The sequence below is a fragment of the Candidatus Magnetominusculus dajiuhuensis genome, assembly GCF_046044395.1.
GTDB lineage: Bacteria > Nitrospirota > Thermodesulfovibrionia > Thermodesulfovibrionales > Magnetobacteriaceae > Magnetominusculus > Magnetominusculus dajiuhuensis.
In genome coordinates this window covers 1-21,486 of record NZ_JBJUSG010000054.1, presented here as the reverse complement: position 1 = coordinate 21,486, position 21,486 = coordinate 1, and the positions used below count along the sequence as shown (strand labels likewise).

General features: G+C 48.7%; 17 protein-coding genes. 5 read left to right on the top strand and 12 right to left on the bottom strand.

The features are described from left to right. From AB7D94_RS08965 to AB7D94_RS08945, 5 genes are all read left to right on the top strand, one after another. Positions 1 to 2,147, top strand: a 2,147-nt coding sequence (locus AB7D94_RS08965; protein WP_420265475.1) for a sensor domain-containing diguanylate cyclase, incomplete at its 5' end; no start/stop codon positions are given. Between the two features lie 117 nt (positions 2,148 to 2,264). After that, the gene (locus AB7D94_RS08960; RefSeq protein ID WP_420265474.1) at positions 2,265 to 4,139 is read left to right on the top strand and encodes a sulfatase-like hydrolase/transferase; all 1,875 of its coding nucleotides are present in this window, start codon (positions 2,265 to 2,267) and stop codon (positions 4,137 to 4,139) included. A 68-nt stretch (positions 4,140 to 4,207) separates the two neighbouring features. Then, the gene (locus AB7D94_RS08955; RefSeq protein WP_420265473.1) at positions 4,208 to 5,395 is read left to right on the top strand and encodes an anaerobic sulfatase maturase; all 1,188 of its coding nucleotides are present in this window, start codon (positions 4,208 to 4,210) and stop codon (positions 5,393 to 5,395) included. A 373-nt stretch (positions 5,396 to 5,768) separates the two neighbouring features. After that, entirely contained in the window at positions 5,769 to 6,056 is a 288-nt protein-coding gene (locus tag AB7D94_RS08950) for a transposase (RefSeq protein WP_420265477.1), read from the top strand. A 337-nt stretch (positions 6,057 to 6,393) separates the two neighbouring features. Beyond that, entirely contained in the window at positions 6,394 to 7,374 is a 981-nt protein-coding gene (locus AB7D94_RS08945; RefSeq protein WP_420265471.1) for a class II fructose-bisphosphate aldolase, read from the top strand. 222 nt (positions 7,375 to 7,596) lie between these two features. On the opposite strand, the gene AB7D94_RS08940 is transcribed toward AB7D94_RS08945, so the two are convergent. The 12 genes from AB7D94_RS08940 to AB7D94_RS08885 all read right to left on the bottom strand — a co-directional run bounded on the left by AB7D94_RS08940 (position 7,597) and on the right by AB7D94_RS08885 (position 21,334). After that, the gene (locus AB7D94_RS08940) at positions 7,597 to 8,571 is read right to left on the bottom strand and encodes a KpsF/GutQ family sugar-phosphate isomerase (RefSeq protein ID WP_420265470.1); all 975 of its coding nucleotides are present in this window, start codon (positions 8,569 to 8,571) and stop codon (positions 7,597 to 7,599) included. Next, positions 8,572 to 10,248 (bottom strand): CTP synthase, encoded by a 1,677-nt coding sequence (locus AB7D94_RS08935; protein WP_420265468.1) that lies wholly within the window; start codon positions 10,246 to 10,248, stop codon positions 8,572 to 8,574. Continuing rightward, positions 10,227 to 11,000, bottom strand: coding sequence for a 3-deoxy-manno-octulosonate cytidylyltransferase (gene kdsB / locus AB7D94_RS08930; RefSeq protein ID WP_420265467.1), 774 nt, complete (start codon positions 10,998 to 11,000; stop codon positions 10,227 to 10,229). Before kdsB ends, AB7D94_RS08935 begins: the two co-directional genes overlap by 22 nt. Position 11,001: 1 nt before the next feature. After that, positions 11,002 to 11,832, bottom strand: coding sequence for a ParB/RepB/Spo0J family partition protein (locus tag AB7D94_RS08925; RefSeq protein ID WP_420265466.1), 831 nt, complete (start codon positions 11,830 to 11,832; stop codon positions 11,002 to 11,004). Further along, positions 11,804 to 12,583 carry a ParA family protein gene (locus tag AB7D94_RS08920; protein WP_420265465.1) on the bottom strand — a complete coding sequence of 260 codons (780 nt, stop codon included), beginning with the start codon at positions 12,581 to 12,583 and terminating at the stop codon, positions 11,804 to 11,806. Before AB7D94_RS08920 ends, AB7D94_RS08925 begins: the two co-directional genes overlap by 29 nt. 72 nt (positions 12,584 to 12,655) lie before the next feature. Next, a complete protein-coding gene (locus tag AB7D94_RS08915; protein WP_420265462.1) occupies positions 12,656 to 13,354 on the bottom strand; it encodes a sensor histidine kinase in 699 nt (232 codons plus the stop codon). Positions 13,355 to 13,387: 33 nt separating this feature from the next. Next, positions 13,388 to 15,004 carry a response regulator gene (locus AB7D94_RS08910; protein ID WP_420265461.1) on the bottom strand — a complete coding sequence of 539 codons (1,617 nt, stop codon included), beginning with the start codon at positions 15,002 to 15,004 and terminating at the stop codon, positions 13,388 to 13,390. Between the two features lie 215 nt (positions 15,005 to 15,219). Then, complete coding sequence (locus tag AB7D94_RS08905; RefSeq protein ID WP_420265459.1) at positions 15,220 to 16,806, bottom strand: AarF/UbiB family protein; 1,587 nt, start codon at positions 16,804 to 16,806, stop codon at positions 15,220 to 15,222. Between the two features lie 11 nt (positions 16,807 to 16,817). Then, positions 16,818 to 17,723 (bottom strand): DNA polymerase III subunit delta, encoded by a 906-nt coding sequence (gene holA, locus AB7D94_RS08900; RefSeq protein WP_420265458.1) that lies wholly within the window; start codon positions 17,721 to 17,723, stop codon positions 16,818 to 16,820. Continuing rightward, positions 17,720 to 18,247 carry an LPS assembly lipoprotein LptE gene (gene lptE / locus AB7D94_RS08895; RefSeq protein ID WP_420265457.1) on the bottom strand — a complete coding sequence of 176 codons (528 nt, stop codon included), beginning with the start codon at positions 18,245 to 18,247 and terminating at the stop codon, positions 17,720 to 17,722. The genes holA and lptE overlap by 4 nt, the downstream gene beginning before the upstream one ends. A 210-nt stretch (positions 18,248 to 18,457) precedes the next feature. Continuing rightward, the gene (leuS, locus tag AB7D94_RS08890) at positions 18,458 to 20,986 is read right to left on the bottom strand and encodes a leucine--tRNA ligase (RefSeq protein ID WP_420265456.1); all 2,529 of its coding nucleotides are present in this window, start codon (positions 20,984 to 20,986) and stop codon (positions 18,458 to 18,460) included. A gap of 135 nt (positions 20,987 to 21,121) precedes the next feature. Next, a complete protein-coding gene (locus AB7D94_RS08885; RefSeq protein ID WP_420265454.1) occupies positions 21,122 to 21,334 on the bottom strand; it encodes a DUF2283 domain-containing protein in 213 nt (70 codons plus the stop codon). Positions 21,335 to 21,486 lie beyond the last annotated feature (152 nt).

Here is a 21,486-nt window from a genome sequence, read left to right as displayed (position 1 = left end):
TTCTCTGTAAACACGCATTCTCACTATCATTTTACCTTCACCGAGAATTGCTGTACTTTGTCCACATGTCTGAAAAGAGTATGGTTGAAGAACAAGTAAAAAACAACATGGAAACACAGGCATATCACACAATTGATAAAATAGACAGAATGCTCTTTGAAAAATACACCGATATAAAGCAGCTAGCGTATGACCCCGTAATTGCTTCGCAGGACTCAACGCCTCAGGCAATAACACAAAGATTAAATCATTATTTGAACCACGACAAGACGTATGTGTCACTTTCGTTTTTCAATATGGATAGAGTGCGTATTGCCGACACGTCAGGCAAGGACATAGGACAGCAGCATCCATTGAACGAATATTGGCCAAAAGTTGAAACTGGCAGCGCATTTACTGCGGAAATATATGAGTCCTCACTATTGAAAGGCTATGTTTATTGTGTTGCAGCAATTGTAAAGAATGAACATGGCAAGCCGGTTGGGGTCGTCAAGTCAGAAATATCTATGAATGCGATATATGATATAGTGAATAATGTCTCAGGCTTAGCCAGTAAGGACAAGGTCAGCGATACGAAAGTAGTTCTGGTAGATAAGAACGGCCTGATACTTTATTCCAATCATAACAAGGGCAATATTCTAAAGACAATCTCAGATGACTGGGAGTTTGTAAGCAAGTTAATAATAGCGGGAGATAAAACAGGAAGTATACGCCACTTGCATAAATCCGGTGACGAGGAGATACTTGCCTTTTCGGTCGAGCGCGGCTATCAGGATTTTACTGGCAACGGCTGGTCAATAATAGTGGACGTACCTGCTAAGCTGGCCTTTGGCCCGTTTGTGAAATTGAGAGATAAAAAGATACTTTCTTTCGTTATAATGAGTTTTTTTGCCCTGGCAGCCATATATATTTTTGCGAGAACGGTCTCAAAGCCGATAATCAGGCTAAGCAGTGCGGCAAGGGAAGTCGGAGCTGGCAATCTTGACATAAAAGTAGACGTAAAATCACACGACGAAATAGGAAAAATGGCTGAATCCTTTAATAAAATGGTAGACGATTTGCGGAACTACAGGGACAAATCAGAAGTCTATGGCAAGGAACTGGAGGCTAAGAATGCCAAACTTGAGCAATGGTCACGGGAACTTGCCATTCACAACCATGAAAATCAGATATTTAGCCATATGAGCGACCTCCTGCAGGCCTGTAACACTATATCTGAGGCATGTGAGGTAATAGCACATGCGGCCTCACGATTGTTTCAGTTTGAATCCGGCGGTATTTATGTCTTCAACTCATCAAGAGATATCATCGAATCAATATCCACATGGGGCAGAGTACAGTCCAGCGAGCAGGTGTTTACGAAAGATGACTGCTGGGCACTCAGGCGTGGGCGCTCCCACATAATAACGGCACATGAGGATGTCCCCCGCTGCCGCCACGTAATTGATTCCATTGAATCCTACATATGTGTGCCGATGACAGCTCAGGGCGAAACGCTGGGAATGTGTCATTTAATGCTTGGCGCACTTGCCGGAGACTCTGATTTAATAAAAGAGAAAGAGCGGCTGGCGTTAAAACTCTCTGAAAATGCGGCACTTGCAATTTCAAACTTAAAACTTCGGGAAACGCTGAGCAATCTCTCATCGCGCGACCCATTAACAGGGCTTTACAACCGGAGATACATGCAGGAGTATCTTGAAAGAGAAAACCAGCGCAGCCTTCGCAAGAAAACCCCTATAGGGATAATTATGATAGATGTTGACCACTTCAAACGCTTTAACGATACATATGGCCACGAGGCCGGCGACTGTGTGCTAAGGGAATTAGGTATATTTCTCAAGCATAACATCAGAGATTGCGACGTAGCCTGCCGGTATGGAGGCGAGGAGTTTACCCTGATTTTACCTGAAGCCACTTTAGATATAACCGTAGGGCGGGCAACTATGTTGTGCGATGGGTTTAAGCACGTGAAGATAAATATCGGGAGTCAGACCCTAAGCGCAATAACCTTATCGGTAGGCGTTGCAGTCTCACCCATACATGGAACTAACCCTCAGCATCTGTTAAAAGCTGCTGACGAGGCGCTATATCAGGCAAAGCACGAGGGCAGGGACAGGGTTGTTACTGCCCAAACATCGAAAGATTAAACGTCTGTGACTCTGGAACTGTGGATGAAATATGACATGAATTCTGGGGTGCTGAACAGAGCTGCCTTGCGGCTGTGATTGTAATTGTTGACGATTAAATAGTAGGAGTTATCAAAAATGAAAAGACGAGATTTTCTTGGTCTGACAGCGGGCGCTATCGCTGGGGGGGCGCTCTTAGGGTCGTCTGTCCTTACGGACAGTGGGAAAGAAGCGGAAGCATCCACAAATATCTCTGCAACCAGTGGGAATACCCCACCCAACATTCTGGTGATTACAGTAGATCAACTTAGATTTCCCGTCAACTTTCCCGCTGGAATCACAACGGCTGACCAATACATGGCACGCTTCATGCCCAATCTCTATAAATATCTCTGGACAGGTGGCGTAAAGTTCGCAAACCATCACATCGCAGCCGCCGCTTGTACGCCCTCACGCTGCTCCACATTGACCGGACTCTATGCACAACAAAACTGGGTACTGACCACGCTCACGGGACATGGTAATGGTGGGAACCCATCGCCAAGCCTCAACCCGGCCTTCCCGACCTATGGTACGTTGCTGCGTCAGGCGGGATATCAGACGCCTCACTTCGGTAAGTTTCACTGCAGCATTGACTATCCCCTGACCGCCTCGGAGTGCCAGGCAGGCGTAACGGATTATCTCGAACAGTACGGATTTACAACATATGTCTGTCCTGATGCGCCTGGACAGCAGGGTCAGGGTAATGGCGGCGACGGCACCATCATAAGCGACCAGGATATCGCCAATTCCGCAATCAGTTACCTTTCGGGTCTCACGCCGAACAGTCCCCGTTGGTGTGCGACCGTGGAGTTTGTCAACCCCCACGATTACGAGTTTTTCTGGGGTGGCACGGAACCAAATACGTACAACAATCTCTTTTCAGCGGCCGGTGCCACACCACTTATCTCTTACAATTCCTCCATACTGCAGGAGTCAAACCCAACCCCTAAAGGGTTCCCCGTGTTACCAGAAAACTGGGAGCCACTGAGCCAATTGATTGCAAACAAGCCCAAGGCCCAGCACATGTTTAACGAGTGCAGCCAGGCTATTTTCAGTGGCATCTCCTTCGACCCTTCTGACACCACCTTTAAACTGGCAGACTCTCCAATAGCTCTCGGCAAAGTGAAGAAGGGGGTGGCTCCCTTCAGCTACTGGCAGCGCGGCCAAGACCTTTATTCAGACCTCATCACCAACGTGGATACTCAGATAGGGCGCGTTTTAGGCGCCCTTCCGCAAAATGTCCTCAACAATACCGTTGTGGTTTTCCTCAGCGACCACGGCGACTACGGCGGCGCGCATGGCTTCGCACAGAACAAGGTAGGCACCGTGTATGAGGAAACCCTTCATATTCCATTTATAGTGCGCGATTACACCGGTCAATTTGCAGGTGATGTCAACACTATGCGCTCGCAGCTCACCTCAAACGTTGATGTCTTGCGGCTACTGGTTGACCTGGGACATGGCGGCAGCAATTCATGGATGACCGGTGACCTGCAGACGCTCTACGGGACACGCCACGACCTCCTCTCTGTGGTGCGATCCGCAACGGCGTCTGGTCGAACTTACGCGTGCTTTACGACCGACGAGTATGTTAAACCGATAATGAACTTCAACCTGTCCCCCACTCACATCATCGGTGTTATGCAGGATCAATTAAAGTTGGGTGTCTATAACTTCTGGTATCCCCAAACGACCACCCCGATGCTCTTGGGGGGTGAAGCGGAATTCTATGATCACGCCACCACGGGCGGCGCCCTGGAACTCGACAACCAGCCAAACGACCCAAGAGCGGCATTTATGCTCTACGCCCTTTTTTCAGAACTACTTCCAAACGAGATTCGCAGACCGCTTCCAGCCTCTTTACAAACGGCGCAGGCTCAGGCGGAGCAGGCCTACTTGCAATATGTTAGTGTTCTTGACACGCTGGCGTCGGATCTTAAATCAAACTTTGGTCTTGGCCTTGACGGGTGAATGGTTGGCGATATTATCCAACTCGCATGTTGTTAGCGCTGCTTCGCTGGAGTTGAAATTAGGCTCGTATGACCGGGCATTCAGGTGAGGCAGTGCGCTTCCAGATAATGGCCAAACCTGTTGGGCCTATATGCAATCTTGGTTGCAGGTATTGCTTCTATGTTGATAAGGCTCAATTGTATCCAGCCACAACCGACTGGAGAATGCCAGTGGAAGTTCTTGATTCCTACATCCGCCAGTACATGGAAGCAAACAGCTCACACAATGGGGTAACGTTTGCGTGGCAGGGGGGCGAGCCGACGTTACCGGGTATGGACTTTTACCGCCAGGCCATCGCAATACAGCAGAAGTATGGGGCGGGGCGGTGCATTGAAAATACCCTGCAGACCAATGGCTTGTTGCTTGATGATGAGTGGTGCGCGTTCTTGAAGGAACACGATTTCCTTGTTGGGATTTCCATTGACGGTCCCGAACATTTGCATGATTCCTGTCGCGTTGACAAGGGTGGAAATCCCTCCTTTGGGCACGTGATGCGCGGACTTGAGCGGCTCGTAAAACACGGCGTACGCTTCAATACACTCACGGTTGTGCACCGACGCAACGCCCTGTACCCGATTGAGGTCTACGAATTCCTGAAATCCATCGGTAGCACGTTCCTGCAATTTATTCCCCTGGTTGAACACAAGGATGGCCAAATCTCCCATGAGAGTGTCGGGGGGCTTGCATGGGGAGAGTTTCTTGGAACGATATTCGAGCGCTGGGTGCGGATGGATGTTGCGCGTATCTATGTCCAGATGTTCGACACGGCGCTGGAGTCGTGGTTGTCATTGCCGCAGAGCCTGTGTTTTTTCCGCAATACGTGCGGAGCGGCACTGGCTATGGAGCATAACGGGGACTTGTATGCGTGCGACCACTTTGTCGATGTCGGACATCACCTCGGCAACATCATGGAAACCCCTATGGCAAAACTTGCAGTGACCTCGTCTCAGATTGTGTTTGGCAACGCCAAACGAGATACTCTGCCATCCTATTGTCGGCAGTGTGACGTGAGATTTGCATGTAACGGAGAATGCCCCAAGAATCGCCTCATCAGGACGCCGGATGGGGAGGACGGCCTGAACTGGCTCTGCGTCGGCTACAAGAGCTTCTTTCACCAGATAGACCCCTATATGAAATACATGGCGCACCAGATTATACTACGGCGTCCACCGGCAAATATCATGGCATTCCTCAAGGATAGGGAGCAAGGAAAATGATATCATGCACACACAGCAGGGGGCAGGTATTGCAATGATGCAGTAGGGGAAGGCAGATGTCAGGTATTGAGGGGCTTTTGCCCAAAAGCGGATAGACCTAATGGAGAAATGGTTTAATATAATGTATTGGTATCGGAAATACCGGCCCATTATGCACGGCACTATCCGCCTCATCATCCAAAAGTATCTGCTGTTCAGGCGGTGGCGGCTAACCTTTATGGGCAGAGAGGAAATTGCCGCAGGAGTTGTGCTACACTACACCCATGAAGTATTGGACGATGAGAGCAGCAGGCAGGAATGGTGGAAAAACAACTCGTTCCGGTTTCATTCCGGTATTAGGATATAAACCCTTGAACCTAAAAACGGCAGGGCAATAATAAGGTTAAAACATGAGAATGTCAGGGAGGAAGTGGAAACAACATACATGGCGCCAGAGGGTCAGGAGACCTATAAGAAACGGAAAGAAAAAGTGGAATTGCCATTTGGCCATATAAAAAGAAACTTAAACGGTTGGGCATTTTTACTAAGAGGGCTAAAAGGTGTGAACTCAGAAATGGCTGCCGTGGTGAGTACATGTTTTAAAATTTCGATAATAATAACATTAATAGGAATAAAAGATATATTGGTAGAGTTTAAACGAAGAAATGTACTATATAAGTAAATGTACTGACAACTCTATTATAACATAATGAAGTTATGGAGGTTTTATAGTGCTTAAATGTTGCTGTAACATTATTAATGAACATTTGTGGCGTAGATATATGATGCAAATAAATATAATAATAATTAGCGGGCAATTTTTACCCCAAGGGCTTAAAGGATTATGACACAGTCTGTTCGCGGGAATGGCAGACAAAGAAAATACATAGTGCGTTTGCCTTACAAACGCAACCGGGCAACTTGACAAAACAGGTTCTATTGATTATTATACCAGCATAGCGTATGGCTTTAAATATCTGCCAATCGTTTACGATTGGAACAATACAATGGAGGGGTTTATGGCGGTAAGTTACAAGGATTTGGGGTTGGTCAACACAAAAGAGGGGTTTCAGAAGGCGGTTAAAGGCGGCTATGCCATACCCGCTTATAATTTTAACAACATGGAGCAGCTGCAGGCAATTATCATCGGTTGCGCTGAGAGCAAATCGCCTGTGATACTTCAGGTATCAAGCGGCGCCAGAAAATACGCAAACCAGACGCTATTGAGATTTATGGCCATGGGTGCGGTTCAAATGATGAAAGACATGGGCGGAAGCATCCCCGTCACCCTTCATCTTGACCATGGTGACAGCTACGACCTCTGCAAGTCTTGCATAGACACAGGGTTTTCGTCTGTTATGATAGACGGTTCTCATCTGCCGTATGAAGAGAATGTCGCCCTTTCGAAGAAGGTCGTCGAGTATGCCCACGCGCATGATGTCACAGTGGAGGGTGAACTTGGCGTGCTTGCCGGAATCGAAGACGAAGTATCACACGAGGTAAGCCACTATACGAAACCGGAGGAGGTAGAGGATTTTGTCAAAAAGACCGGCGTTGACAGCCTCGCCATATCAATTGGCACTTCCCACGGCGCATACAAGTTTAAGGTAAAACCTGGTGAAGAGCCACCGCCTCTTAGATTCGACATCCTTGAAGAGGTGGAAAAGAGAATCCCGGGATTTCCGATAGTCCTTCACGGGGCGTCCTCGGTCATGCCTCAGTACGTAGAGATGATAAACAAGTATGGCGGCAAAATGGACGACGCCGTGGGCGTATCCGAGAAGCAGCTTCGCAAGGCCGCCACCTCAGCCGTGTGTAAAATAAACATAGACACAGACGGCAGAATGGCCATGACGGCTGTAATAAGAAAGGTATTCGCCGAAAGCCCTAAGGAATTCGACCCGCGCAAGTATCTCGGCCCGGCCCGCGACGAACTCATAAAGATGATCAAGTACAAAAATGAAAACGTACTGGGAAGCGCCGGAAAGGCAACTTACTAGGCGTGTCTTGTCAGACGGTTTGATGGAGAGGGTGTTGAAAAACACCCTCTCTGATTAGCTGATACCTATCCGTGGTAATCGTTTTTTGAATAAACAACCGCCACGCCCTCACCTGTAATTATTTCCTTTGCCGCAAGATACAATACAGCATTCGAAATATCCTCTTGGCGCGCCCAACATTGGCAAAATTAATAATTAGGAAATTGTAACGGACTGTATAATTTATACTATCCCCTTTTTCAGAATATCGTGGATGTGGATGATGCCCTTAACAGTATCTTTGGTATCTGGGACTACCAGTGATGTAATTGAGTGTTTTTCCATAATGGAAAGGGCCTTTGCGGCAAGCTCTTCCTCTGATATTGTGCGGGGATTTGTTGTCATTATTGAGGATACTTCTTTGGAGTAGAGATGTTGCCCCCAGACTTGCAGTCCTCTTCTGAGGTCGCCGTCTGTTACTATGCCAAGCAGGTGTTTTTCTGAGTCTGTGACAAGGGCAAGCCCAAGTCGTTTAGACGATATTTCAATCAGCGCGTCCATCAGCTTTGCCTCCGGCCCTACGTATGGAAGGGCATCGCCTGTGGCCATAACGTCCTTTACCTTTATCAGGAGGCGTCTGCCAAGGCTTCCATCAGGGTGTAAACACGCAAAGTCATCTTGTTTAAATCCCCGTTTCTTCAGAAGCACAACCGCAATAGCGTCACCCATTGCCGCCGCCGCAGTGGTTGACGATGTGGGCACAATCCCAAGCGGGCAGGCCTCCTTCTCAACCGATATATCTATGGCCACCATCGCGGCCTTAGCAAGTGTGGAGTTGATATTGCCAACCAGAGAAATCAGACTCACACCAAAGCGCTTAAAAAAAGGTATCAACTGTATTATCTCGTTTGTCTCGCCGCTGTTTGAGATGGCTATGATAACGTCATCACGGGTGATCATCCCCAAATCCCCGTGTCCGGCCTCGGCGGGGTGGACAAAAAACGCAGGGGTGCCGGTTGAGGCCAGCGTGGCCGCTATCTTCTTGCCTATCAGGCCGGACTTGCCCATGCCCGTAACCACTGTCTTGCCCTTGCTCTCGTAAATTATCTGAACCGCGGCAAGAAACGTTTCATTTATCCTTGGCCTCAGGGCCAGAATCGAGTCAGCCTCAGTCTGCAGCACCTCTATGGCCGTGGCCATTGCCTCTTCAGGTAACATCTATTGCCCCTTATCAGCGCGCAGGGGTTTCCCCTCATAAGGGAAGAGGGGTTTCTTTTCTTTTAGCGCGGCCTCAACAAATGCCCTGAAAAGGGGATGGGGTTGCGTCGGCCTCGATGTAAACTCAGGGTGAAACTGGCAGCCCAAAAACCACGGGTGGTCTGAAAGCTCAGTAATTTCCACAAGTTCCCCATCAGGAGACAGGCCGCTTATGACAAGCCCTTTCGATTGAAACAGCTCTCTGTATTTATTGTTGAACTCATACCTGTGCCTGTGCCTTTCGAATATGTCCGCACGCCCGTAAGCGGCATACGCCTTTGTGTCCGGGGTGAGAGTGCAGGGGTATGCCCCAAGCCTCATCGTGCCGCCCTTTTCGCTTTTGGAAGTACGTTTTTCGATACCGCCCTTTCTGAAATCATACCACTGCTCCATCAGATAAATCACAGGGTCAGTGGTGTTCTCGTCAAACTCGGAGCTATTGGCCGTTGCAAGAGAGCAGACATTCCTCGCAAACTCTATGACGGCGCACTGCATTCCGAGGCATATGCCAAAGTATGGTATCTTCTTTTGCCTTGCATATCCGGCGGTCTGAATCTTTCCCTCAATCCCTCTGTTGCCAAACCCACCGGGTACGAGTATGCCATCCACCTCTGAAAGCAGGACGTTTGCTCCGACACGTTCTATCTCCTCTGAGTCAACCCATTGGAAGTCTATCCCCGCGTCATTTGCAATACCACCGTGGATGAGGGCGTCAACGAGGCTCTTATACGCGTCCTGATATTCTATGTACTTGCCTACCATCGCTATGACGACCCTGTTTAGCGGTTCTTTAATCCTCCTCACCACCTCTTTCCACACCGCGAGGTCAGGCGGTTTGGTTTGCAGATTAAATTGCCTTGTAATCAGCTCATCAAGGCCCTCTTTGTGCAGCACAAGGGGGACTTCGTAAATGGTCTTTACGTCGAGGGCGCTTATCACCGCCCCATAGTCGAGGTTGCAGTGCAGGGCAATCTTCCTCTTCATGTCCTCAGGCAGCGGCCTGTCACAGCGGCACAGCAGGGCGTCCGGTTGTATTCCGATAGCCCTAAGCTCCTTGACACTGTGCTGCGTGGGCTTTGACTTTAGCTCTCCGGCGCTGTGTATATAGGGCACAAGTGTAAGATGTATATAAAAGACATTTTCCTTGCCCACATCGTAACGAATCTGTCTGATTGCCTCAAGAAACGGCAGGCTCTCTATGTCTCCGATTGTGCCGCCTATCTCTACTATGACCACATCAACGCCGGAACTAAGGGCCTTGATTACAGACTTTATCTCGTCCGTAATGTGCGGCACGACCTGAACGGTCTGCCCAAGGTAGTCGCCCTGGCGCTCTTTTTTTATTACGTTAAAATATATCTTTCCAGAGGTGTAATTGCTTGCAATGTTTGTGCGTATATGTGTGAACCTTTCATAGTGGCCGAGGTCAAGGTCTGTCTCCGTGCCGTCGTCGGTGACAAACACCTCGCCGTGCTGAAAGGGGCTCATCGTGCCGGGGTCTATGTTTATATAAGGGTCGAGTTTTTGGAGATTGACCCTGAGGCCGCGCCCCTCAAGGAGCGCCCCTATTGAAGAGGCGGCTATGCCCTTGCCTAATGACGACACAACACCGCCGGTCAGGAATATGTATTTAGCCATTTTTCAACCTTCTCTATGTCGGCGGGACAGTCAACCCCTATGGTCTCGTGCTCTGTCTGCCCAACCTTTATTTTGATACCGTTTTCCATAGCCCTAAGCTGCTCAAGCAACTCAGCCCTCTCAAGAGGACTCTCATTCAGGACAGCCATGCGCGCAAGGACATCCCTGCGATAGCCGTATATGCCAATGTGTTTATAGTAGTGCGTATCGTCCATGTTGCCGTTAAACAAAATATGGCTGTCTTTGGTGATTGTGGTCAAATTCCTGTAATATGGTATCGGCGCCCTGGAGAAATACATGGCAAAGCCGTTATGGTCTGCCACCACCTTGACGACATTGGGGTCAAAGACATCCTCTGGCTCAGTTATCCTCTTTTTCAGGGTCCCAATGCCAGCACGGTTGTCGCTTATTAGTAGTTCTATCACAGCGTCTATCATATCTGCCCGTATAAGGGGCTCATCCCCCTGAACGTTGACTATTATATCATATTGCAGGTCTTTTGCGGCCTCGAAAATTCTGTCTGTGCCGCTTCTGTGGTTTGCCGCCGTCATTACCGCGTTGCCTCCGAATGCCCTGACCGCGTCATAAATCCTCGTGTCGTCAGTGGCGACGATTACCGCCTCTGGCAGCGATGCCTTTTTTGCGTTGTCATAGACATGCCTTATCATGGGAGAGCCGTTTATCAGGGCAAGCGGCTTGCCGTTAAAGCGTGTCGAGGCGTATCTTGACGGTATTATCACGGCTGCGCTCATCCTATATCCTCAGTATGTCAATCAATCTGTTTAACTCATCAAGGCAGTTGTACTCAAGGACTATCCTGCCCTTGTTGCCATCGTGTGTTATGTTGACCTTTGTGCCCAGGGTCTTTATCAGCTCCTGCTCGACAGACGCTATGAAGGGGTCTTTGAGGGGGGGCTGTTGCCTAGTCGGCTCTTTCACCTCTGCAAGCCTCTTGCAGTAGCCTTCTGTCTCCCTGACATTGAGGGCATTTTTTATCACGTGCGATGCCGCGTCAAGCTGAGCCGCGGGGTCTGATACGGTTAGAATAGCGCGCGCGTGCCCTGCCGTGAGTTTGCCTGCAACGATGAACTCTTTGATTTCAGCAGGCAGGCCTAAGAGCCTCAGAAAGTTGGCCACGGTGGCCCTGTCCTTGCCCACTTTAACGGCGACTTCCTCTTGCTTGAGGCCGAAGTCCTCTATAAGCCTTTGAAAGGCCGCGGCGGTCTCAATGGGGTTGAGGTTTTCGCGCTGAATGTTTTCGATTAGTGATATCTCAAGCGAGTCTTCGCGATTTTCGTCTCTGATTATACAGGGTATTTTTTTCAGGCCGGCAAGGTTGGAAGCACGCCACCTCCTCTCACCGGCAATCAGCGTAAACGTGCCGTCGCCGTTTCGGGAGATAACTACCGGCTGTATTACACCTTGTGAAGTTATAGAGGAGGCTAACTGGGCAAGCGCGCCTTCGTCAAAGTGCTTGCGTGGCTGAGCCGGGTTTGGAAAAATCTTTTCAATTTCGACATCGTGTATCTCTTGCCCTTCGTGCGGGATAAGGGCGTCAAGTCCTCTGCCCAATGCCTTTTTCATTCAACACCTCCCTTGCCAGTGCCAGATATGTCTGTGCGCCCTTTGACCGGACGTCGTAGTGGAGGGCCGGCTTGCCGTGGCCGGGCGCCTCTGCCAGTGTAACATTTCGTGGAATTATCGTAGTATATACCTTTTTGTCAAAATATGTCTGCACCTCGGCAGCCACCTGGGCAGAGAGCGAATTTCTCGCGTCATACATAGTCAGCAGGATTCCTTCTATTGACAAGGAGGGATTAAATGACTTTTGTACGAGATTTATTGTACGCATCAACATACTAAGCCCCTCAAGGGCATAGTACTCGCACTGCACGGGGATGATGACAGAATCCGCCGCGGTGAGGGCGTTCAGTGTAAGCAGCCCCAGAGAGGGCGGACAGTCAATGAGTATGTATTTGTACCTATCCCTGATTGAATTAAGTGCGTCGGACAACACCCATTCACGTCTTTCCATTGAGACAAGCTCTATCTCCACGGCCAGAAGGTCAACCGTGCCGGGCACAATGAACAGATGCTCAAACGCCGTGGCTAAGATGGTATCACGGATTGCGTACTTAGAGGTATACACGTCATAGACGCTCCTGACGACGTGTTTTTTGACGATACCGACGCCACTTGTCGAGTTGCACTGCGGGTCGGCGTCAACAATAAGGATGTCCTCTCCGGCAAGCGCAATAGAGGCGGCGAGATTAATGGCCGTTGTGGTCTTCCCAACGCCACCCTTTTGATTTGCTATGGATATTATCCGCCCCACTCTAAATCTTGCTGCCGGTGGGCGATGATGCGATTAACCCCGATGTGATTAACACTGAAACGGGGGGCGATTTTATGGCAGACAGATACAAAAAATACCACCCCCAAGGACGCCGCCGTTTGCTATGGAGATATAACCCTCTTTATCTTTGTTTTTATGAAACCTTGCCACCATTTCGGAAAAATAAAGGCCAAGCCCCGTGCTTCCTGTTGTGAAACTTATCTGGCGGGTGTTGCCTGAATCGCCGCCAAGCATCAGGGCCGGATAGCCCACCCCGTTGTCTTCAACGCAGATGCACAGATACGAATCCTTTTCACAAACCGACACCCTAAGCATGTCCTTCGTATATCGAAACGAATTATTCATTGTGCTGCTTAGGACGCCGGCGACTAGCTCCCTGTCAATAAACCAGTACAGGTCATCGGGACAATCTATCTCAATGCTTATTCCCTTGTATTCCATCAAGGCCATATTTTGCGAAACGACCTCATCTATCAGGTCATAGAGCGGGGCGTGGGAGATATTAAGCGAGTAGAGCGAGTTTTCAAGCCTGTACAGTGAAAGGAGCTGGATAAGATTATTATTTACGCGTTTGGCCTCGTACTGAAGCTGTGACAAGAGCTTGCTTGAGGAATGATTAGCCTCCTCAAAGGTATCCACTACCTCGTCGAGATGATTTATCAGGACGCCCAATGAATTTTTCATATCGTGCACGGAGGAGGCCAACACGACGGAAAAATCAAGCTTGCCTTCCTTATTATCAGATTCCATAACGTTGCCGCCTCGCTTTATTAATTATTCCTGTCATTTCATTATTTTTTGATATAATTCGATAAGCGAATGGTATTTATCATAGGATGGGTCAACCTTTCGTATTCTCTCAAGGTACTGCTTGACCTTGTAGATGAGCTTGTCGTTAGTGCCGTATTTTTGCATAAACATCAGAATAGCCTGAGCGGCGTTGGCATTAATAATCTTATTTTCGGGCGCGCCGCTGGCCGCTTTTTTGAAATATTCGATGGCCTCCTGCAGCTTGCCCTGTTTCACAAGTGCCACGCCCTCGTTATTAATCGAGATCATTTCTTTCTGAGTTTTGGCAATCATTTGCGAGCCTTCGTCCTTAATACCGGCCTCGTCAAATACTGTCTGCGCCTTTTTGAGCAATTTATCGTTGTCGTGGTTATTTTTGACGATCCCCTGCATAATCTTAGTTGCCTTGTCTTTTTCTCCGAGGTGAAAGAGGGAGTTTGCCATCTCCAGAGACGCCTCCGGTGCCAATGAACTCATCACAGAGTCAAAGAGCAAGGAGGACTCTTTGAGGGCATTTCTAAGGCCGTCCTCATCTCCCATACTTTTATATGCCAATCCCTGAACTATAACGGTTTGAAGTGTCGGCTCCGGGTCGCCTTCAAACATCTTTTTCGATTCCTCAAGGATTTCCAACGCCTTCTCCGGCGACTTCTTTTCAATAAGCACCTTGGCCAACCCAGTGTAATCACCGGCTTCTTTAAAACATGACAGCTTGCCCATGTCAACGGCGCTTCTGAATGATTTCTCCGCCGTGTTTAAATCATTATTTTTAACGGCCACCTGAGCCAGCGCCTTTTGTCTGAGTATCGCCTTTGGTGATATTTCAACCGCCCTGGATAAAATACGCTGCGCCTCTTTGGTGTCACCCAACTCATCAAGGGTCTTTGCGAGCCAGTCGTATGCCTCCATCAGAGACCTGTGCTCATCAACCAATTCCTGAAAGATATCCCTTGCCTCAAAGAATCTCTGCGTATAAAAAAACACCTTGCCAAGCCCTAATAGCGCCCATGGCACCTTTCTTATGGCGACAATTGAGTCGTAAATCTTCTCGGCCTCTTCATAACTGCCAAGGGTTATAGATAAATCCGCCTTTATACGCATGAACTCATACATATTCTTAGGTTTTTGCTCAATGCGTTCATTACATGCCTGCAAGGCCGCTAAGTAGTCTTGCCGGTAAATTGCCTTTTCAACGCTCTCAAAATCGCTCTTTCTGGTCAGTATCCTTTCAAGGCGGTTCAATAAGGCATTCTTCGTAAATGGTTTCGTCAGATAGTCATCCGGCTTATATTCCATAGCGCCCATGACCATCATCATTGTGTTTTCCGCGGTTACCATGATGAAGCATGCCGAATAGCGAAGCAAATTCCTGTGTTTAACCTCTTCAAGGATTTGCTGGCCGTCCCTTTTTCCATCACCAAGATTATAATCGCATAAAATAATGTCATACGGTTTCCCGGCTATCTTTTCAACCGCCTCGTCTCCACTGCCTGTGTCGTCAATGTCAAGGGCACCCAAAACGTTGAATATCTTTTTCACTGAGCGCCTGTACTCAGGAAAATCATCTACAACAAGTATCTTCTTATGTGTAAAATCTATCTTTGTCATCATCTTCCATCGCCCTATCCATCAATACCTATTCTAACACAACATCACCCATTTTGTCTCTTTTCAACCCCACGCTTAGCAGAACTACTATGAACATTATGCAACTGCGGAGTGAATTTGTCAATATCCCGAATTGCCCCACGAAAAAAACTATAGCGCTGCGAAAATGTTTCGCGAAAAATGCGAATATCTTCGCGGCTCATTAGTTTGACCTGGCCTCATAACCATAATCCGGTGCCGAGTGTGAATAATTCGGCGTTGGACATCAGACTCCGGTAGTTAAACGGGCTGTCCGCGCATGGGAAAAACAGATTATACCACCTCTGCGGTACCTCCTCCGCCAGGAGTCTGAACATGTAGTTTATAAGGCAAGCGTCCTGGTCAAACTCAGGGTCAAGGCTCAGGAGGACACCGTTAAGGGTGAAAATCGCCTTTCGAAACAGTAATAGATCAGCGGGAAACTTAATGCCCCTAAGGGCAAGGCGGTCAAGGAGATGTAACGCCCCTGTTATTATGCCCGCCGGGGTGGCGCTAAGCTCATTGTCTATAATTGAAGGAAGCGCCGCGGCAGTGTCGCCGTTGATGCCGCCTTCGGTAAGAGGTTGCACGGCGTCAATTATCATTCTCCTGTTATTTGTCGTTATTCCCGCGGCGAGTTTTAATATTGCAGAGCGGGAGGCCCTCGTCAGTGTCCCCGTCTGGCTCCAGTCAATAAGGGCGATGCGAAATCCCATTGCGTCGTCCTTTACGATAAGGATATTTCCCGCGTGAGGGTCGGCGTGAAATATTGAACTCTCAGCCGCGCCAAAAATACAGCCACAAACGAGTGTCTTGAATAACTCCACGGCGCACTCCCCGCGGTTACTGCCTGCCTGGGTAATCCTCTGCCCGTCAATAAACTCCATGCCCGTCACCCTTTCTGTAGAGAAGGGCAGCAGAGCCGGTATCTTAATTCTCCGGTTATCCCCATAGAACTCACCTGCCAGTTTCATGTTTCTCTGCTCGTTTCGCAAATCTACTTCCTTTGACAGTGCATATTTGACGTCTTTAAAAGTCCCTATGAACTGGAAATCTCCAAGTGCATACTTATCCCTGTTTTTGTTGTACAGCTCGGCCAGCTCATCAAGCAGTCTCAGGTCCTCGGCAAGAAAACCCGGCACGTCGGGCTTGATAACCTTAAAAACCCCCGCCCCGCCCAACTCACCGTCGCGCCATGTGAATGAAACCACCGCCGCAACGCTGGCCTCAGATATGGTGTTGTCTGACATCTCAACGGCGTGGGCAGCCAGTGCCGCTGCCCCTATCTCCGCCTCTATAATGCCCCTTATGGTGGAAATATCAATGTGAATAAGGCCGCTTTCAAGCATGGTGAGCCAGTGGCTGAATTGCGCGCCGATGTTTGGGTTTCTGGCCATGATTTGGCCAAGTTTATAGAGCATGGGAATATCCTTCACAAGGGCTATAAGCCTCTGGCCGGGGGAGGCGTCCATGCCAATGACAACCTGGCCGTTTAGGGTGCGAAGGAGACGCCCTTGTGAGATTCCACTCAGGAGGAACATAGCGCCGTCATAGACAACCGGCCTGAAGTCTTTGTACGCCTCCGGTACCGCGTCGCATATGCCGGTTGCCGCGATAAGTGTCTCCGCTATTTCGCGGCGGTATTTCGACAAATCTATGTTCTTGCCAATTTTTAATAAGGCCGCGTTAAACTCATCAGCCGATAAGTCGGACGACAGGAGGTCAAGCAGAGGTTTTCTCTTTTTCAGAGGCATATCGCCGATTATTTTCAGTGCAGTTTCGTACAAACAGCATACCCTCAGGGACTAAATATGTCACTTAGATTGTATATGAGAAGCTCAAGGGGATAGGCGGGGTTTGCGCCTCTGAGCCTTTTGTCAACATCGCTTAACTGCTCGTAGCATTTCAGGAAGGCCGGATTGTTTGTTTGAATTTTCCCCTCCAACTGCCAGTTCAGCGCCCCAAGGGCCATTATATCAACCAATCCATCCCGAATCTCCACGTATTTGGCGATGGCGTTAGACTTGTCCCCTTTGACAATTGACCCTGCCACCTGAAAAATAGTGCCGCCCTTCGTTCCAAACACCGCCTCTTCCACGTCCGCTATGTCTATTTTTTTTCTGCCAAGCAGGGTGAGCTTCTCAAGTTCATTGGCAAATTTTGAGACCGAATCCTCGCAGACATCCTTTAGAGATTTGAGGGCCTCCTTTGTTATAGTGAATCCGTAGGAGCCGATTTTCTTTTGCGCCCAGTCGAAGAGTTCATGTTCGTTAAAATCCAGCGTTATGGTCTTCAGAGAAAACGGCAGAGGGGCCTTATCGGGCGATTTATCTTTTTTATCTTTACTGTCTTTCATCTGGTTAAACAGAAACAGGACGGACATTGACGATGGGCTTTCCACGTATCTGGCCAAACGCGCGATATCGCCCTTTTTTATCTTCTGAAAATTCCTTACACAGATAAACCTGCGGGTGGCAAAAAGAGAGGCCATATTCACTGTGTCTATTATCTCTGCCATTGAGGCCTGTTCGTTGCCAGCCTCTATGTCGTAAACATCAAAATTAAATGTTCTGCCCCCTTCGTCCACGCTGTCTCTGAGCAGTCTTATAGATTCCACCAGATAAAAATAATCCTTATAATTCAATAGATACACAGGGGATGGAAACCCTTTCTTTCGCTCATCGTCCAGATGTAAAAGGCTCATTTGGGGGTGTCTTTCTTAGGCTCTTTAAGTGACGATGTCATCTCATATACTAAATAGGCCGCCACGTCACTCATTGCCGCCTCGTTTTGCCGTTCCTTTGACGCGATTATTGAGTTGACGGCGTCCTGGCTTTCAAATGATTCGATAAATGGTGAGGCCATATCCTTTATCTCTTTTATTATTACACCGTTTTTGTCCTTAAGTGTAAACGAGCCGTTAATGGCTATCTCATATTCGGCGGCATATTTGTTCCTTTCGGCCACGGCGGTTAACATATAGAAGTATATTTTCCCTTCGAGGACATAATCGGCGCTGTCTGAGATAGTTACGCCGCGCTTCAAAAATTCAGCGGCAAGTGCCTCATAAAGCATATCCTGCAGCTTTGGCGTAGAGGTGGTGTTGAGTATCTTGCCGATACGCACAGAGGTATAGGGCATCGCCGCCTTTGTCATAAGCGTATATCCACAGCCGGAGATGCAAAGCAGCACGGCCACCAGCAGTATATATTTTATTTTCAGGTTCATCCTTACCTTCCTAATACCAAGTTGCAGCCTAATGAGCTATATTAATAGTCCTGTCATTCCCGCGAAAGCGGCAGCCCAGCCCATTCTGCCATTTTCTTAGACACTGGATTCCTGCTTTCGCAGGAATGACACACTTTATGTCCTACACACTTTACGTCCTACTAATACGATCGCGGCTTAGTATAACATGTACATGACGTTTAATCATAATTATTTTTTGATCACGATATTGACGAGCATCCCCCTGTGGATCATTACTTTTTCCACAGGTTTGCCGACCGTAAGTTCCTTTATCTTTTCGTTATTCAGGGCGATATTTGTCCTTGCCTCGTCGTCAAGCGCGGCAGAGATTCTCTCCTTCGCCCTGACCTTGCCGTTGATTTGTATGACCAGCTCTATTTCCTCTTCTTTTGCGGCCTCTTCGTCCCACTGCGGCCACGGGTGATGCAATACTGAGTCCTTTTCGCCGACGGCCTCCCACAGTTCTTCACAAATGTGGGGCGCGAACGGGCTTAACAAAAGCAGCATAGAGCGTACCGCGAAGTTAAGCGCCGCATAGTCTTCGTCATTTGACGGCCTCAGTGCATTGGCCTCGTTCAGCAGTTCCATCAGTGCCGCTATTGCCGTATTAAAATGGTAATCGCGCTCAATGGACTGCGTTACTTTGTGAATGGTCTGATGGGTCTTTCTGATGAGCGGACCGCTTAGACGGCCTCCGGCGTGCCTGTGAGATTTTAACTCATCAATGTGTGAATAAATCAGCGCCCATAGCCTGTTTAAGAAGCGGTATGAGCCTTCCACGCCCTGGTCTGACCAGTCAATATCCTTCTCCGGCGGTGCCGCAAAAAGCGAAAACACACGCGCAGTATCCGCCCCATACCGCTCGGTAAGCTCATCGGGGGTGACGACATTCTTTTTCGATTTCGACATCTTCTCGACCCTGCCCCGTTCAACGGGCTGTTGACACTTGCCGCACTTGCCGCCTTTTGCCTCTTCAGGAAACAGCCACCCGTGCTCAGGGCATTTCCATGTCTCCTTACAGACCATCCCCTGCGTCAGGAGCCTCGTGAATGGCTCCTCAACCGCCACTATGCCTAAATCTTTGAGCACACGCGTAAAGAATCTTGAGTACAACAGGTGAAGCACGGCGTGCTCTACGCCGCCTATGTACTGGTCAACGGGCATAAAGTGCGCAATGTTTGATTTGTCAAGGGCATCATCAGTACTCTTTGAGCAATAGCGAATAAAATACCACGACGAATCCACAAATGTGTCCATCGTATCGGTGTCGCGTGTGGCCGGGCCGTGGCAGCGCGGGCATTTTACCGATACAAAACTTTCAACCGCGGCAAGCGGGGACCCACCCACGCCTTTTAACTCAATGTCTTGCGGTAGAATAACAGGCAGTTCACTCTCCGGTACGGCAAGTGCTCCGCACTTCTCGCAGTATATAATGGGTATTGGAGTACCCCAGTAACGCTGCCTCGATATACCCCAGTCACGAAGTTTGTATTTTATCGCGGCAGTGCCAACTCCATTTTTTTCTATGTACTCGTTTATCTTTACGATGGCCTCTTTGTTGTGAAGGCCGGTGAACTCTCCAGAGTTGGCCAAAACGCCTTCGCCTTCATAGGCCTCTTTAAGAGGTTGCTGGCTGCCGTCCTGCGGGACTATTACCTGTCTGATTGGCAGTTTATGTGCTGTGGCAAACTCGAAATCCCTGCTGTCGTGCGCGGGGACAGACATTATGGCACCCGTGCCGTATTCCATCAACACGAATGCGGCCACATATACAGGAACGCGCTCTACGTTTATTGGGTTTATGGCGTATTTGCCAGTGAACAGGCCAAGCGTGGTTTGGGCGGTTTCGGCGTCTTGTTTATCGTACTGCGCCCTGATACGCCTTAACCCAGCCTGATCCTCTGTAAGAGTGGAGGCAAGGGGATGTGCCGGTGAAAGACATACAAATGTGGCGCCAAAAAGTGTGTCGGGGCGGGTCGTAAATATCCTGATCTGTATATCTGAGTTCTCAATAGGGAAGTCCAGCTCTGCCCCGGCGCTTTTGCCTATCCAGTTTTTCTGCATCGCAACCACGTGTTCAGGCCAGCCGGTCAGTGTATCACACCCCTCAAGCAGCTCCTCGGCATAGGCGGTTATCTTAAAAAACCACTGCTCAAGTTCTTTTTTGGATACCACGCTGTCGCAGCGCCAGCACTTGTCGTCAATGACCTGCTCGTTGGCAAGGACAGTCTGGCAGTGGCCGCACCAGTTGACTGAGGAGTTTTTCTTATATGCAAGGCCGCGTTCAAACATTTTGATAAAAAACCACTGGTTCCATTTATAGTATTGCGGTGTACAGGTAGCCAGCTCGCGTGCCCAGTCGTAGCTGCAGCCGATCTTTTTGATTTGTCCTTTCATATATGCGATATTATCAAACGTCCATCTGGCGGCGGGCGTACCGTTTAGGATGGCGGCATTTTCTGCGGGCAGCCCAAAGGCGTCCCAGCCCATAGGATGCAGTACGTTAAACCCGCGCATCCTCTTATAGCGCGTGATCACATCGCCGATGACGTAGTTTCTGATATGTCCCATGTGAATCTTACCAGAGGGATAGGGGAACATCTCAAGGCAGTAGAACTTCTCTTTAGACGTATCCCTGCTGGTTGCATCCGCTGAGCTTCCCTGCCAGCGTTTCTGCCACTTTTTCTCTATAATGAGGGCATTATACTTTTCTTCCAAATATGACCTCCCGCGAAACCACACATATATTAAACAACAACTACTGACAAAGTAAACACCTGAGCGGGTCTGCGCCCACAGGTATTTGTTGAAGCCTCAGAGAAAGGCCGTCTGTTGCCATTTCCACAGTATCTGCTAATTTTCCACCATTACTTTTTCAAATGCCTGTACTGTTAATTGTTCTAAATCGGCTTTACCTGATACGGACAGTATCTCTAAACCAATTACATTTCCATCGGTGTCGAAATCCACAATAACATCGGCCACTATTTCGTCAGTATCGGTTATCTCTGATTCTTTAAATCTGAGATATAAGGCATCAGCTTCTTTTGAATAATGCAGTTTCATAGGACTACTCCTTATGCAGCAACTCCATGCTCTAAATATATACAAACAAGAGGGACTCTGTCAATCGGAACAGAGCAGGGCAATCGCATTAGAAAAGTTACCGTGAAAATCCTATGGAGCTAGGGCACACACCTCCCCCTACCGTCTCTTGA

What these genes read in the sequence shown, in the direction of transcription:
- AB7D94_RS08910 (WP_420265461.1), bottom strand. Translation starts at nt 15,004, where the DNA reads ATGATGACAAAGATAGATTTTACACATAAGAAGATACTTGTTGTAGAT.
- holA (WP_420265458.1), bottom strand. Translation starts at nt 17,723, where the DNA reads ATGAGCCTTTTACATCTGGACGATGAGCGAAAGAAAGGGTTTCCATCC.
- AB7D94_RS08960 (WP_420265474.1), top strand. Translation starts at nt 2,265, where the DNA reads ATGAAAAGACGAGATTTTCTTGGTCTGACAGCGGGCGCTATCGCTGGG.
- AB7D94_RS08885 (WP_420265454.1), bottom strand. Translation starts at nt 21,334, where the DNA reads ATGAAACTGCATTATTCAAAAGAAGCTGATGCCTTATATCTCAGATTT.
- AB7D94_RS08935 (WP_420265468.1), bottom strand. Translation starts at nt 10,248, where the DNA reads ATGGCTAAATACATATTCCTGACCGGCGGTGTTGTGTCGTCATTAGGC.
- AB7D94_RS08945 (WP_420265471.1), top strand. Translation starts at nt 6,394, where the DNA reads ATGGCGGTAAGTTACAAGGATTTGGGGTTGGTCAACACAAAAGAGGGG.
- AB7D94_RS08940 (WP_420265470.1), bottom strand. Translation starts at nt 8,571, where the DNA reads ATGTTACCTGAAGAGGCAATGGCCACGGCCATAGAGGTGCTGCAGACT.
- AB7D94_RS08955 (WP_420265473.1), top strand. Translation starts at nt 4,208, where the DNA reads ATGACCGGGCATTCAGGTGAGGCAGTGCGCTTCCAGATAATGGCCAAA.
- lptE (WP_420265457.1), bottom strand. Translation starts at nt 18,247, where the DNA reads ATGAACCTGAAAATAAAATATATACTGCTGGTGGCCGTGCTGCTTTGC.
- AB7D94_RS08925 (WP_420265466.1), bottom strand. Translation starts at nt 11,832, where the DNA reads ATGAAAAAGGCATTGGGCAGAGGACTTGACGCCCTTATCCCGCACGAA.
- kdsB (WP_420265467.1), bottom strand. Translation starts at nt 11,000, where the DNA reads ATGAGCGCAGCCGTGATAATACCGTCAAGATACGCCTCGACACGCTTT.
- AB7D94_RS08915 (WP_420265462.1), bottom strand. Translation starts at nt 13,354, where the DNA reads ATGGAATCTGATAATAAGGAAGGCAAGCTTGATTTTTCCGTCGTGTTG.